Source organism: Pseudoduganella sp. jia 9 (assembly GCF_055502615.1).
The window spans coordinates 13,715-28,479 of the sequence record NZ_JBUPWE010000005.1; the positions used below are offsets into that span (position 1 = coordinate 13,715).

Consider the following 14,765-nt stretch of genomic DNA (forward strand, 5'->3'; position numbering starts at 1 on the left):
TCGCATGGCGCTCGCCACGAAATGCCCCCACTGCCATACCGTGTTCCGGGTCGCCCTGGACCAGTTGAAGCTGCGTGGGGGCATCGTGCGTTGTGGGGCCTGTAACGAGATTTTCGACGGCAATGCGGCACTGATGGAGCCGGCGGCGCCATTGGCCGTGGCGCCGGTCGCGCTTGCGCAGCCGACGCTGGATCTCGAGCTGGACCTCGATGAGGTGGCGGTCCAGGTGCGGGAAGTGCCGGCATCGGCACCGGTGCCAGACCGCGAGGATCCGGCGCCCGGCACCTCCCCTGTTGCCGGGCCCGCCGACGATACGCATGATGAAAACCATGCGCTGGCCGATGAGCCGGAAGCCGGGCAGGAAGCCGAACCTGAACCTGAACCTGAACCTGAACCTGAATCTGAGCCTGAGCCTGAACCTGAGCCTGCGCCTGAGCGCGAGCCTGAGCGCGAATCGGAACCCGAGCCGGCGCCCGCCGACAGCCACCGCCATGAACCCGCGTTCGACATGCCGTCCGAGCATATCGTGGCGGTCGCGCTGGATGACCTGCATCATTTCGACGACACCCCCGAACCGATCGTTCCCGCCGCGGAACCGAAGGACACCTCCGCACACGCCGCCAACGAAGCGGCCGAACGCGCTGCCGACGACGCTTCCGCCGCCGACCTGTTGACGGCCGCGCCGGAAAGCGCGCTGCTGGCGGCCGGTGCCGGTGCGGCTTCGTCCCATGCAGGCGCTGCCGAAGATACCGGCGTACAGGATGACGAGGAACCGGAATTCGTCCGCCAGGCCGCGCGCCGCGAGCGCACACGCCGGCATGTGCGCCTGGCGATGATGGCCGGCATCCCGTTGCTGCTCGTCGTGCTGCTGGGCCAGGGCGTCCATACGCTGGGCAACCGGCTGGCCGCCGACTACCCGGCCATGAAACCGGCGCTGCAGGCGCTGTGCGCTCCGCTGCGCTGCACGGTCGAGCTGCCGCGCCAGATCGATGCGCTGGCGATCGAACGGGGCGAGCTTCAGACGCTGGCCCCGGACACCTTCAGCTTCGTCACCGTGCTGCGCAACCAGTCGCGCTCGGTGCAGGCATGGCCGCACATCGAACTGGTGCTGAACGATGCCGCCGACAAACCGGTGCTGCGCCGCGTGTTCGCGCCGCGCGACTACCTGGGCAGGAACGCGGACGTGGCCGAAGGCTTCCGGCCCCGCAGCGAGCAGGCCGTCAAGCTGTATTTCCGGCTGGACCGGCTGCGCGCCTCCGGCTACCACATTGCGATTTTCCACCCCTGAACTGATCATCCTACATCCATGAACCAGACTTCCCTGATCTGTGGCTCGCTCGCCATCGACATCATCATGCAATACGAGGGCCGCTTCGGCGACACGCTGCTGGCCGACCAGCTGCACAAGGTGAACGTGTCGTTCCTGGTGCCGACGATGCGCACCGAGTTCGGCGGCTGCTCCGGCAACATCGCCTACAACCTGAAGCTGCTCGGCGGCGATCCACGCATCGTCGGCGTGATGGGGCAGGATTGCGCGGCCTACCTGGAGCGCCTGCAAACGCTCGGCATCAGCACGCAGAACATCCTGATCAAGAAGGATGCGTACAACGCCCAGTGCTTCGTCACGGCCGATTCGGACAACAACCAGATCAACGCCTTCCACCCGGGCGCCATGTCGTTCGCGCACGAGAACGACATCGAGGCGGCCGGCCCGGCACGCATCGCGATCATCTCGCCGGACGGCCACCTGGGCATGCTGAAGCATGCGGAAGACCTGGCGCGCCTGGGCATTCCCTTTGTTTTCGACCCGGGCCAGCAACTGCCGATGTTCACGCCCGAGCAGCTGGTGAAGTTCATCGACCAGGCCACCTACGTGACCTGCAACGACTACGAGATCGAACTGCTGATGGACCGCACCGGCCTGGCGCTGGAGGAGATCGCGGCACGCGTGGAAGCGCTGATCGTCACGCGCGGCGAAAAGGGTTCGGAAATCTATACCGGGGGCCAGCGCATCGACATCCCGGCCGTGGAAGCCGCCGTGCTCGACCCGACCGGTTGCGGCGATGCCTACCGCGCCGGCCTGCTGTACGGCCTGTCGCACGACCTGGGCTGGGAAACCACCGGCCGCCTGGCCAGCCTGCTGGGCGCGATCAAGATCGCCCACAAGGGCGCGCAGAATCACCTGTTTACCCGGGAAGAGATCGGCGACCGGTTCGAGCAGGCGTTCGGGTACCGGTTCTGAAGAGCTTGAGGCTCGTAGAGCAAGAGGTCGCGGACGGCGGCTGCGTACTGGGGTCTGTCCCCGGTAAGTGGCAGCACAAGCGCTTGCCAGCGGCGTGCTCAGGGGACTGACCCCGGTTTTCGCAGGCGCCGCCGAAACGCTGGCCAAAATCCGGGGTCAGTCCCCTGGATCAACGACTGCGGCTTCGCTCCCTGCCAACGACTGGCGGGGACAGACCCCTGACTATCGGCTGCCATCTGCGGCATCCAGCATCCCAAAAACAAAAAGGCGCCATCGGCGCCTTTTTTCGTTGAACCGTAATACCTCACCGGAACAGCATGTCCAGCACGAGCTGGGCGATCTGCAGCAGCACCAGCGCCACCAGCAGCGACAGGTCGAGGTTTCCGACCAGCGGCACCACGCGGCGCACCGGCTTGAGGATCGGCTCGTTCAGCGCGCGCACGAACGGTGCCAGCGGCGCGTGCGGGTTGACCCAGCTGAAGATCGCCTCGATCACCAGCAGGATCATGAAGCCATACAGGATCCACTGCAGGAAGCGGTGCAGCGCCATCAGCATGATGAGATCGAACGGGTAGCCGGCGAACCAGCGCACCGACGTGGCCAGCACCACGATCAGGAATGCGCCGAGCAGGCTGGCCCAGTCGTAGCCGCCCACGCCGGGCACCAGGCGGCGCATGGGCCGCACCAGCCAGTCGGACAGCTGAAACGTAAATTGCGCCACCGACGACGGCGGGCGCACGCGTATCGCCTGCATCCAGAACCGCAGCAGCAGCACCCCGCCGAGCAGGACGGCAACGGTATCGACGATCAGCATCACAATACTAAGCACGAGCATTCTCCATAAAAAAAACCGCCGTGCGATTGTCTCACACAGCGGTATTCGCGCCCATCAAGCCGCTAATCGGATCGCCAACCCGGATCGATGACCCGGATCGCGACCGCGATCGGCGGCCGGGATCACGACCGGGACGGGCGGCCGGCATGGCGCCGGTGCTCGCCCGTCGCCGCTCAGGAAGGACGGGTGCTGGTCGGGAACGGCCATGCGGCCGCCGGTGCCAGCGTGGTCTTCGCCGATGGCACGGAAGCGGCGGCCGGAGCCGCTGCCGGCGTTGCCGCCGGCGTATCCTTCTTCGCTGCCGAATCCTTCTTCGCTGCCGCCTTCTTCGGCGCAGCGGCTTTCTTCGCTACTGGTTGTTCCGCGGGCTTGTCGGCCGTAGTCGCTGCCGGGGCGGTGGCCGGCGCGGCCTCAGGCTTTTTTGCTGCGGCCTTTTTCGCTGCTGGCTTGGCGGCTGGCTTCGCTGCTGCTGCCGGAGCCGGCTTGGCTGCCGGCTTGGCTACAGCCTTGGCGGCTGCGGTCTTGGTCGCGGCAGGCTTGGCTACCGCCTTGGCGGCGGACTTGGTTGCCGCGCCCTTGGCTGCCGGCTTGGCTGCGGCGGTCTTGGTGGCGGCCTTTTTCGCTGCAGGCTTGGCTGCTGGCTTGGCTGCTGGTTTGGCAGTGGCGGTCTTGGTGGCGGCAGCCTTTTTCGCTGCCGGCTTGGCTGCAGCGGTCTTGGTGGCGGCCTTTTTCGCTGCAGGCTTGGCGGCCGGCTTGGCGGCCGGCTTGGCGGCGGTCTTGCCAGCGGCTTTCTTGGCTGCCGGCTTGGCTGCGGCGGTCTTGGTCGCGGCCTTCTTCGCTGCAGGCTTGGCTGCTGGCTTGGCAGCAGCGGTCTTGCCAGCGGCCTTCTTGGCTGCCGGCTTGGCTACAGCCTTGGTGGCGGCGGTCTTGGTCGCTGCTTTTTTCGCTGCAGGCTTGGCTGCCGGCTTGGCTACTGCCTTGGCGGCGGTGGTTTTGCCAGCGGCTTTCTTGGCTGCCGGCTTGGCTGCCGCCTTGGTTGCCGATTTCGCTGCCGGCTTGGCTACTGCCGTCGACTTCTTCGCTGCCGTCGACTTGGTTGCCGTCGACTTGGTTGCCGTCGACTTGGTTGCCGTTGCCGACTTCGCTGCCGTCGACTTCGCTGCCGTGGACCTGGTCGCCGTGGTCGACTTCTTCGCTGCGGCCGGCTTTGCTGCCGCCGTGGTCTTCTTCGCCGCCGCCGGCTTTGCAGCCGCCGTGGTCTTCTTCGCTGCAGCAGGCTTTGCCGCGGCCGTGGTCTTCTTCGCCGCAGCAGGCTTGGCAGCCGCGGTGGTTTTCTTCGCAGCGGCGGCCGGCTTGGCGGTCGCAGCTTTCTTGGCAGGAGCGGCAGCGGCCTTGGCGGCGGCTGGCTTCTTCGTATCGGTCTTCTTGGTGGCGGTAGCCATTTTATTTCTCCTTCATCCGGGATGAAAATACGCACATAGTTGAAACCCGTCCGGCATACCCGTCGGCATGGCGGGCGAATTATTCATCGGCACAAGCATTTCGATGTTTGCGCTAATGAATTCGGCACCCGGCTGAACTGCTGCAGCTCCTCACGACTGCAGCACTTCAGCCATTCGACCAACGCCACCGCCCGGTACTTTGTACGTCGTACCTGCTTCGTGCCTCATGCACGGGCGCGCGGCGCCGGTCTGAAAATTCTTGTTCTTTGTGTCTCCGGGTCGGGCGTGTACTCAGCGCCGAACCTTTGCCCCTGCTCACATCGTGTCCTGGCTCTCAAAGAAAAAACCGCCCGGCCTGACTATGTTCAGGCGAGGCGGCCTACCAGTTAACCGTGTGGTCGTCGTGCATATCTGTGCGAACTTTTGTCCTGTTGTTCTTGGCTGCTTTTCAGCCGTGCTTAGTGGCTGCGTTCTTGGCTGCATTCCTGGCTGCGTTCTTTGCTTTTCGCGGGAATCGCATACTTGAAAAAGAGTGCTTGCAAATACCCCTCTTTTCAAGCTCGTAAAGTACACGAAAACCTTTGTGAAGCGCAACCGGCACGCATGCTTTTCGCGCTCTTTTTTTACTGCGCTGCGCGAGGTAACGCACATAGCCGAGTGCCCCTTGCACGTCGCGCAGCCTTGCGCGGCTTGACCGCACAGCCATCGGCGCCGCATGCCGCTTCGCATAGCGCCTTTACCTAAAGGCGCTATGCGAAGCACCGCGACCGCTGCACATGCATGAGCCGGCATGCATGCGATGCGCGATCGCGTCGCCGGCATCGCGCGGCATGGATGACGCCGCACGAAAAAAAAGTCCGCGCCAATGCACACGCGATGGCGCGCGCTCCCCCGAAAGCGCCATGCGGCAGCGGTATCGCGCCCCGATGAAGACGGCCTGCGCGCTGCACATGCCGGGTCCGAAGACGGCATGCGCCGATGCGCCGCGGACCGGCTACACTGCCGCTTCACATATCGAAAGACGAACCATGCATATCGACGCCGCACGCCATCTCGTCACCCACGCACTGCTGCCGCGCTGGCCCGACGCCAGGGTGGCGATCATCGGCGGCTCGATCGCGCGCGGCGAAGCCACGCCGACTTCCGACATCGACCTGCTGCTCGTATTCGACCGCGTCGACCAGGCATGGCGCGACACGCTGAAGGTGGGCACTCAAACGGTCGAGCTGTTCGGCCACGATCCCGCCACGTTCGACTACTTCTGCCGCGAGATCGACCGGCCCGGTGGCCGCATGCCGCTGGCGAACATGGTGATCGACGGCGTGAGCGTGCTGCCCGACGTGCCGCCCTATCGCGCCGCCACTGCCTGGCTGCGCACTCATGCGCAGCGGCTGATCGATGGCGGTCCGCCACCGCTGACGCCGGCAATGCTGGCCAGCCGCCGCTACGAGATCACCACGCTGCTCGAGGACCTGATCGATGGCACCGAACCCGACGAAACGCTGGCCACCGCGGTCAAGCTGTACGACGCGCTGGCACAGTTCGCGCTGCGCGCATCCGGTGCCTGGACCGGTGTCGGCAAGCACCTGGCGCGCCGGCTGCGCGCCACCGATCCCCAACTGGCCGCCGGCCTCGTTGCCGCGATGAACGCGATCGCCTCGGAGCCGGCCACCGGCAAGGCGCTGTTCGACGCGGCGGTGCGGCGCACGCTGGCACCGCATGGCGGCTTGCTGCTGGAAGGCTTTGCGCTGCCGGCACCGGCGGCATGGCGCAGCGAAGGGGTCGCATTTCCCGCCACGCCAGGCGATATCCAACTGCATATGGATGAGCGCTAAAAATTGATTGGCTCCCGGCGGCCATTGGGGTTATGTTGGGCGCCCCGCCATTCACCGGATCCTGCCATGCCGACACTCCTCCCACTGCGGCTCGCCGCCGCGCTGGCCCTTTCTTCCACCCTGCTTGCCGCGCCCGCGCTGGCCCAGCATGAAGCGCGGCCCGCGCAAGGACTGTCGACCAAGACCTGGACGCCGGACAACGGCAACGGCACCTTCACGAACCCGCTGTTCTACGACGAGTTCTCCGACCCGGACATGATCCGCGTCGGCGACTACTTCTACCTCACCGGCACCACGATGCACGCGATGCCGGGCCTGCCGGTGCTGCGCTCGAAGGACCTGGTGAACTGGGAGTTCATGAGCTACGCCTCGCCGAAGCTCGACTTCGGCCCGCAGTTCCGCCTGGAAGACGGCAAGGCGATCTACGGCCAGGGCATCTGGGCGCCCAGTTTCCGCTTCCACGACGGCACCTTCTACATCTTCACCAACATCAACAAACGCAGCACGCAGATCTATACGGCCACCGACCCGAAAGGGCCCTGGACGCACCGCGAGATGAAGCGCAGCCTGCACGACCTGTCGGTGCTGTTCGACGACGACGGCAAGGTCTACGTGGTGTGGGACCACCAGGAAATGAAGATGGCCCAGCTCACCGCCGACCTGACCGACCTGGTGCCGGGCACCGAGAAGGTCATCTTCGCGAAGGACCAGGGCATGGGCGAAGGCGCCCACCTGCTGAAGATCGACGGCAAGTACTACATCCTCAGCGCGAACTACGCCGGCGGCTTCCGCATGCCGGCCGCACGCGCCGACCACCCGTTCGGCCCGTGGGAGGTGAACCACTCCATCAGCACCAACGAGGGCTTCGGCATGGCCCAGGGCAACCGGCTGAAGAAGAACACGCCGCCCTTCGACGTGGCGGCCGGCGATCCGAAGCGGCACGATGCCACCGCGATCCACCAGGGCGGGATCATCCTGACCCCAGCCGGCGAATGGTGGGGCTACTCGATGATGGACTACAACTCGGTGGGCCGCCTGCTGTCGCTGTCGCCGGTGACATGGAAGGATGGCTGGCCCTACTTCGGCCTGCCGGGCAACCTGGGCCGCAATCCACGCACGTGGGTCAAGCCGAAGACGGTCAAGCCAAAGACCGCCGGGCCGCAACCGGCGACTGAACAAATTCGTGTCCCCTTCGAACGCAGCGACGACTTCAGCGGCACATCATTGAAGCCGGTCTGGCAGTGGAACCACGTGCCGGTGGACGGCAAGTGGTCGCTGGCCGAACGGCCGGGCTACCTGCGGCTGCATGCGCTGCCGGCGAAGTCGTTCTGGGAAGCGAAGAACAGCCTGACGCAGCGCGCGATCGGGCCGAAGTCGTCGCCCACCGTCGCGCTGGACCTGGCGGGCCTGAAGGATGGCGACGTGGCCGGCCTGGCCCTGCTGAACCTGCCCTACGCGACCCTGGGCGTCGAGAAGACCGCCGCCGGGCTGTCGATCGCCATGTTCGACCAGGCGCGGAACGTGACGAAGCGCGTGCCGGTCAAGCCGGATGCCAATGCCGCGCGCGTGTGGCTGCGCGCCGATGCCGACTTCCTGACCGAGAAGGCGCGCTTCTCGTACTCCGTGGACGGCAAGAACTTCGTGCCGCTCGGCGACGAGTTCACGATGATCTTCCAGCTCGTGACGTTCCAGGGGGTGCGCTATGCCCTCTTCAATTACAACACGGCCGGTGTCGAAGGAGGCGTGGCCGACTTCGACAGCATCGACGTCTATCAGCCCTACCCGCACGGGCTGATGCGGGCGATCCCGTTCGGGAAATCGATCTCGCTGACCTCTTTTGGTGCAAAGACCGGTTTGAACGCCGGCGGCGCCCGCCTGTCGGTCGGCGTGCCTTCCCGGTTCGCCGTGCAGGACATGAAGCTGGGCCGGGTGGCGCTGCGTGCCGGCAGGCAGTACCTGACGGTGGGTGCGGATGGCGCCGTGTCGCTGGCCGATGGCGCACCGGGCGAGGCGCAGAGCTTCCAGTGGATCGAGACGCCGACCGGGGAGCTGGTGCTGATGTCGATCGCGAACAACCGCTTCCTGCGAGTGGATGCAGCCGCCGGGGCGGTGGCGGCGGATAGCCCGGGGCCGCTGACGGAAAGTGGGGATGGGACGCGGTTTATCTGGTCGCGGTGAGCTCGCGATCGCCTGGCGTCTAGATAAAGAATGCCAACCTGTCGGGTTGGCGTTCTTTGTAATGGCTCACCGTATTGCCGATGCTCTAGGCGCCATCTCCCTTGTTTGCAGACCGCTGCAGGGCACGGCGCAGCCGCCAGTTATCCGTGATCGTACCTATCAGCGTCGCGAGAACGAGGACGTCGAGCGCATCCTGCCCCAGGAAGTGCCAGAAGGCCCATGCCCCCGAGGCGCTTGCCAGCGCGGCGGCGATCAGCAGAACGCGGTCGTTCATCGCTGTGACGCCAAGCAGTACGCTGGCAGCACAAGCGCATCCATGCTCTCCTTGAAGTAGTGATCGAAGCCCGACATGCTTTCTCCTTGTTAAGTGAATGTCTGGGGATCGTATCGTTGGGAATGATCGGCAATTTGCGCTGCGACAGCCCCGCTTTTGTTTTGTACTTGGATTAAGGGTCAAGGACTAAGGGATAAGGGCGAGCTCCTGTTCAGCCTGCAATACCGATCGGTGGCGTCGACGGAGGGTGTGCTTCCCTCACCCAGGGTCCTAGCGGAGAATTTCGCCATCCCCCTGCTTTTTTCGACTCTTTGATGATGCTTTGCGCTTTCCAGCTTGTTCGAAGAAGCCGCGCAGCAGAAAGCAGCGCGTTCGAGTGTGAGTCCGCAGCGAATGGACGTACATCGATTGCGGGCGCTTACAGACGCCGGAGACCTTCAGGCTTCCTCGTAGTCTTCCCCCACCAGGAGGTTACGCCCCTTCCGGCGTTCCTCGCTGAAGGCCCGGCGCTCGCGCTCCTGTTCCGGCAATGCCGGCGGAATGAACCGCACTGGCGGTGCAGCCGCCGACACGGCCGATTCCGCCGCCAGCTTTTCCGCCCGCTTCAACTCGTTCATGCACACGCGGGCGATCTTCCAGAATTTCGCGCCGGGGAAAAGCAGGGCTACAGCATGCCAGGCGTTGCGCGGCGCGCCTGCGCAGGCCGCGGCAAACTGGTTGGGCGACACGCTCCGGCCGTCATGCAGGATCTCGTCGCCAACGACTTCGGCGATACAGGTTTGCAGGTGTGACGTCGTGCGCAACCTTGTGCCCGCCGGAAGAAACAGCTCCTTCCACTGGTAGCCATGAACCGGCGATGGCTCGCGCAGGGCGCCCGTGCCGCGAGCGACAAGCCAATCGCGGATCGCCTCGTCGGCCGCTTCCGATGGCTCCGCACCCGGGCGCCAGTCCAGGTGCCGTAACAGTGCAAGCATCGTCGTGCCGGATATTTCTATGCTAACTCTGGGTAACATACTCAATCCTCCTTCTTTTGATTAGAAATCCGCTCGATTGCGCTGTGGCGTCTATCTATTGGACAGAAAAAGCAAGGAAGAGTTCCAGAAAGCGGGATAGAGGATCCGTGTTGAGTAAATCTCCCCTATAGCGCTGGGCGGGGTAACCACCTCTGCACCGGTGCACCGAAGAGGCTGCCCACCATCAGGCGGCAGACGGCAAAAGCCTCGCAAGCCGCTTCTCCCCGGCCTTCGCGGTTCGCGCCGCCCACCAATGCAAAAGGCCCGTCTCTCGACAGGCCTCCATATAAAACGTACAGCTACAGGATTACATCAATCCCAGTTCAGCGCCCCACCCGTCTGGTACTCGGTCACGCGGGTCTCGAAGAAGTTGCGTTCCTTCTTCAAATCGATCATCTCGCTCATCCACGGGAACGGGTTCTCGTCCTGGTCGAACATCGGCTCCAGGCCGATCTGCACGGCGCGGCGGTTGGCGATGAAGCGCAGGTAGCCCTTGAACATGGCCGCGTTCAGGCCCAGCACGCCGCGCGGCATCGTGTCTTCGGCGTAGCGGTACTCCAGTTCCACGGCTTCCTGGAACAGCGCCTTGATCTCGTCGCGGAACTGCGGCGTCCACAGTTGCGGGTTTTCCAGCTTGATCGTGTTGATCAGGTCGATGCCGAAGTTGCAGTGCATCGATTCGTCGCGCAGGATGTACTGGTACTGCTCGGCGGCACCGGTCATCTTGTTCTGGCGGCCCAGCGCCAGGATCTGCGTGAAGCCCACGTAGAAGAACAGGCCTTCCATCAGGCAGGCGAACACGATCAGCGATTTCAGCAGCGTCTGGTCGCTTTCGGTCGTGCCGGTCGTGAAGGCCGGGTCGGTCAGCGTATCGATGAACGGGATCAGGAACTGGTCCTTGTCGCGGATCGACTTCACTTCGTTGTAGGCGTTGAAGATTTCCTGCTCGTCCAGGCCCAGCGATTCCACGATGTACTGGTAGGCGTGCGTGTGGATGGCTTCCTCGAAGGCCTGGCGCAGCAGGTACTGGCGGCATTCCGGCGCCGTGATGTGGCGGTAGGTGCCCAGCACGATGTTGTTGGCGGCCAGCGAGTCGGCCGTCACGAAGAAGCCCAGGTTGCGCTTGACCAGGCGGCGCTCGTCCTCGGACAGGCCGTTCGGGTTCTTCCACAGCTCGATATCGCGCTGCATGTTCACTTCCTGCGGCATCCAGTGGTTGGCGCAGCCGGCCAGGTACTTGTCCCAGGCCCACTTGTACTTGAACGGCACCAGCTGGTTGACGTCGGTCTTGCCGTTGATGATGCGCTTGTCGTCGGCGTTGACGCGGTGCGAGATCTGCTCGGCGGTGGTTTCCGGCTCGGCCGCCTGGACGGCTGCAGGCGCGACGGGCTTGGCCACGTCATCTTCCCAGTTCAACATATTGTTCTTCCTTTGATCGGTAACGGGACCGCCGCCATGTTCAGGCGGCCCCTGTTTATATTAGATGGCGACTCGGCAGCGCGGGGGCAAGGGCCCCCGGCTGGCTCGGCGGCAACCGGCGGCAGCCGGCGGTGCGGCTTACTGGCAGGCTTCGCACTCTTCGAAACCGGCGTCGCCCGGACGCAGGTAGCAGGCGGCGCCTTCTTCCACTTGCTGCACCGTATCCGGTGCGCTGTGCGTCGGCACTGCCGGCGCTGCCGATTGCTCGGCTGCCGCGCTCGAAGTTGCCGAGGAAGAGCCGATGGCGGCCGGCGACACGGCGTTCAGCGCGCCGGTCTTCGACGTGGATTTCTCCATGTGCGACGCGGCGATCGTGCGCAGGTAGTACGTGGTCTTCAGGCCGCGCAGCCATGCCAGCTTGTAGGTCTCGTCCAGCTTCTTGCCCGATGCGCCGGCCATGTAGATGTTCAGCGACTGGGCCTGGTCGATCCACTTCTGGCGGCGCGAGGCGGCTTCCACCAGCCAGCTCGGCGACACTTCGAAGGCCGTCGCGTAGATGTCGCGCAGGTCCTGCGGCACGCGGTCGATCTTGGTCAGCGAACCGTCGAAGTACTTCAGGTCGGCGATCATCACTTCATCCCACAGGTCGCGCGCCTTCAGGTCGCGCACCAGGTAGGAGTTGATCTCGGTAAATTCGCCGGACAGGTTCGACTTCACGTACAGGTTCTGGAACGTCGGTTCGATGCAGGCCGACACGCCGATGATGTTCGAAATGGTCGCGGTCGGAGCGATCGCCACGCAGTTCGAGTTGCGCATGCCGAACTGCTTGATGCGCTCGCGCAGCGGCGTCCAGTCCATCGACGACGACATGTCCTGCTCCAGGTAGCCGCCGCGTTCCTCGGCCAGCAGCTTCACGGAATCCTGCGGCAGGATGCCGCGGTCCCACAGCGAACCCTTGTACGACGCGTACTGGCCGCGCTCTTCGGCCAGCTCGGTCGACGCGTAGTAGGCGTAGTAGCACACCGCTTCCATCGACGTATCGGCGAAGTTCACCGCTTCCTGGGAAGCGTACGGCACGCGCATCATGTGCAGGCAGTCCTGGAAGCCCATCACGCCCATGCCCACCGGACGGTGGCGCATGTTGGCGTTGCGCGCCTTGTCGACGGCGTAGTAGTTGATGTCGATGACGTTGTCCAGCATGCGCATCGCGGTGCGGATCGTCTTCTGCAGCTTGACGTGGTCCAGCTTGCCCTCTTTCATGTGGGCCGGCAGGTTCACGGAACCCAGGTTGCAGACCGCGATCTCGTCCGGGCCGGTGTTCAGCGTGATCTCGGTGCACAGGTTCGAGCTGTGCACCACGCCCACGTGCTGCTGCGGCGAGCGGATGTTGCACGGATCCTTGAACGTGATCCACGGGTGGCCGGTCTCGAACAGCATCGACAGCATCTTGCGCCACAGGTCCAGCGCGGCGATCTTCTTGAACACGCGGATCTCGCCGCGCGCCGCCGCGGCTTCATAGCCGAGGTAGGCGGCTTCGAAGGCCTTGCCGACTTTATCGTGCAGGTCCGGCGTTTCGGACGGCGAGAACAGCGTCCATTCGCCCTTTTCCATCACGCGCTTCATGAACATGTCGGGAATCCAGTTCGCCGTGTTCATGTCGTGCGTGCGGCGGCGGTCGTCGCCGGTGTTCTTGCGCAGGTCGAGGAATTCCTCGATGTCCATGTGCCAGGTTTCCAGGTAGGCGCAGACGGCGCCCTTGCGCTTGCCGCCCTGGTTCACCGCCACGGCCGTGTCGTTGACCACTTTCAGGAACGGCACCACGCCCTGCGATTTGCCGTTGGTGCCCTTGATGTGGGCGCCCAGCGCGCGCACCGGCGTCCAGTCGTTGCCGAGGCCACCCGCGAATTTCGCCAGCAGCGCGTTTTCCTTGATGGCGTCGTAGATGCCTTCCAGGTCGTCGGACACGGTGGTCAGGTAGCACGACGACAGCTGCGAACGCAGCGTGCCCGAGTTGAACAGCGTGGGCGTCGACGACATGAAGTCGAACGAGGACAGCAGGTTGTAGAACTCGATCGCGCGCGCTTCGCGGTTTTCCTCGTTCAGCGCCAGGCCCATCGCCACGCGCATGTAGAACGCCTGCGGCATCTCGATGCGCACGTCGCGGATGTGCAGGAAGTAGCGGTCGTACAGCGTTTGCAGGCCGATGTAGCCGAACTGCAGGTCGCGGTCGGCAACCAGGGCCTTGGCCAGCTTCTGCAGGTCGAACTCGGCCAGCTTCGGGTCCAGCAGCTCGGCGGCGATGCCCTTGGCCACGTATTGCGGGAAGTACTCCACGTAGGCCGCGGCGGCTTGCGCCTGCGGGGTTTCCTTGCCGAAGACTTCCTTGCGGATCGTGTGCAGCAGGATGCGGGCGGTGACCTGCGAGTAGGCCGGGTCCTTTTCCATCAGGGCTCTAGCAGCCAGGATGGCGGACTTGTACAGCTCTTCGACGGGCACGCCGTCATACAGGTTGCGGAACGTTTCGGAGAGGATCGCGTCGGCATCGACATGCTTTTCCAGGCCGGAGCAGGCGGCGTCGATCAGGTCGCGCACTTCCTGCACCACCAGCAGGCGGCGCTGGCCGTTTTCGGTGACGTGCAGTTGCGGCTCGACCACGTCGCCGGCACCGGTGGCGGCCTTCTTGGCGCGGCGCTCTTCCATCTGCTTGGCGCGGTACAGCACGTAGGCCTTGGCCACGTCGTGCTCGCCGGAGCGCATCAGCGCCAGTTCCACCTGGTCCTGCACGTCTTCGATATGGAACGTGCCGCCGGAAGGCTGGCGGCGCACCAGGGCATTCACCACGTTGTTGGTCAGCTGCTCGGCCAGGTCGCGGATGCGCGCGGAGGCGGCACCGGGGCCACCCTGCACGGCCAGGAAGGCCTTGGTCATCGCGACGTTGATCTTCGATGGCTCGAAGGCAACGACGGCGCCGTTGCGGCGGATGATACGGTAGTCGCCCAGGGCGGCTGCCGTGGCCAGGCCGCTGGCCGGCTGCGCTGCGGCCGCTGGAACTTGCTGGGCCGGTTGAGTGGTGATGTCTTGGTTGGATTGCATGTGTCTTCAGCTCCCGATTAAGTGTTCGGAACAAATTCTTCGCCACAAAAAAACGGAATCGAAATGGCAATGCCGGGGCCCTCGAAACGGATGTTCGAATGACTCGCCGGCTGCCGGTTTCAACCCGGTGGCTCATGCGTGGTGCCGGCTAGGGCGCTATCGGGGAACGGCTGGCATCCGGGCAACCTGCGGCCAGGTGATCAACGCAGTTAGCAACGCAGTTATCAACTGGGTTATCAACGCAGTTATCAACGTAGTTATCAACCGGGTTATCAACCGATATCGGCAAGTTACCCACCAACTTATCCACCAAAGCACTAGATTTAGTGCACCACACAATCTACGACACTAATTGTAGTGAGCGCGATAGCCCACGACAAGCGCTACGGCCGGAAATTTTTTGCCAGAACGGCTAATAATTCTGTTGACTTTTG

General features: G+C 64.3%; 10 protein-coding genes. 4 read left to right on the forward strand and 6 right to left on the reverse strand.

Annotation, left to right across the window (positions count from 1 at the left end; translation table 11 throughout):
- The first annotated feature begins 4 nt into the window (after positions 1–4).
- Positions 5–1,288, forward strand: coding sequence for a DUF3426 domain-containing protein (locus tag ACY34H_RS06495; RefSeq protein WP_464976676.1), 1,284 nt, complete (start codon positions 5–7; stop codon positions 1,286–1,288).
- A gap of 18 nt (positions 1,289–1,306) precedes the next feature.
- A complete protein-coding gene (locus ACY34H_RS06500; RefSeq protein WP_464976677.1) occupies positions 1,307–2,242 on the forward strand; it encodes a carbohydrate kinase family protein in 936 nt (311 codons plus the stop codon).
- 304 nt (positions 2,243–2,546) lie between these two features.
- On the opposite strand, the gene ACY34H_RS06505 is transcribed toward ACY34H_RS06500, so the two are convergent.
- Complete coding sequence (locus ACY34H_RS06505) at positions 2,547–3,056, reverse strand: YggT family protein (RefSeq protein WP_464976966.1); 510 nt, start codon at positions 3,054–3,056, stop codon at positions 2,547–2,549.
- Between the two features lie 194 nt (positions 3,057–3,250).
- The gene (locus tag ACY34H_RS06510) at positions 3,251–4,519 is read right to left on the reverse strand and encodes a transcriptional regulator (RefSeq protein ID WP_464976678.1); all 1,269 of its coding nucleotides are present in this window, start codon (positions 4,517–4,519) and stop codon (positions 3,251–3,253) included.
- 1,028 nt (positions 4,520–5,547) lie between these two features.
- On the opposite strand from ACY34H_RS06510, the gene ACY34H_RS06515 reads away from it, so the two are divergent.
- Together ACY34H_RS06515 and ACY34H_RS06520 are read left to right on the forward strand one after the other, a co-directional pair.
- On the forward strand, positions 5,548–6,354 hold the full coding sequence (locus tag ACY34H_RS06515) for a nucleotidyltransferase domain-containing protein (RefSeq protein ID WP_464976679.1): 807 nt from the start codon (positions 5,548–5,550) through the stop codon (positions 6,352–6,354).
- Positions 6,355–6,420: 66 nt separating this feature from the next.
- Entirely contained in the window at positions 6,421–8,532 is a 2,112-nt protein-coding gene (locus ACY34H_RS06520; RefSeq protein ID WP_464976680.1) for a family 43 glycosylhydrolase, read from the forward strand.
- Between the two features lie 85 nt (positions 8,533–8,617).
- Here the strand turns inward: ACY34H_RS06520 and ACY34H_RS06525 are convergent, their stop codons facing one another.
- The 4 genes from ACY34H_RS06525 to ACY34H_RS06540 all read right to left on the reverse strand — a co-directional run bounded on the left by ACY34H_RS06525 (position 8,618) and on the right by ACY34H_RS06540 (position 14,331).
- Positions 8,618–8,806: a hypothetical protein gene (locus ACY34H_RS06525; protein WP_464976681.1), complete on the reverse strand. Its 189-nt coding sequence runs from the start codon at positions 8,804–8,806 to the stop codon at positions 8,618–8,620.
- Between the two features lie 437 nt (positions 8,807–9,243).
- The gene (locus ACY34H_RS06530; protein ID WP_464976682.1) at positions 9,244–9,825 is read right to left on the reverse strand and encodes a hypothetical protein; all 582 of its coding nucleotides are present in this window, start codon (positions 9,823–9,825) and stop codon (positions 9,244–9,246) included.
- Between the two features lie 306 nt (positions 9,826–10,131).
- Complete coding sequence (locus ACY34H_RS06535) at positions 10,132–11,238, reverse strand: ribonucleotide-diphosphate reductase subunit beta (protein ID WP_464976683.1); 1,107 nt, start codon at positions 11,236–11,238, stop codon at positions 10,132–10,134.
- 138 nt (positions 11,239–11,376) lie between these two features.
- The gene (locus ACY34H_RS06540; RefSeq protein WP_464976684.1) at positions 11,377–14,331 is read right to left on the reverse strand and encodes a ribonucleoside-diphosphate reductase subunit alpha; all 2,955 of its coding nucleotides are present in this window, start codon (positions 14,329–14,331) and stop codon (positions 11,377–11,379) included.
- Positions 14,332–14,765: the final 434 nt, after the last annotated feature.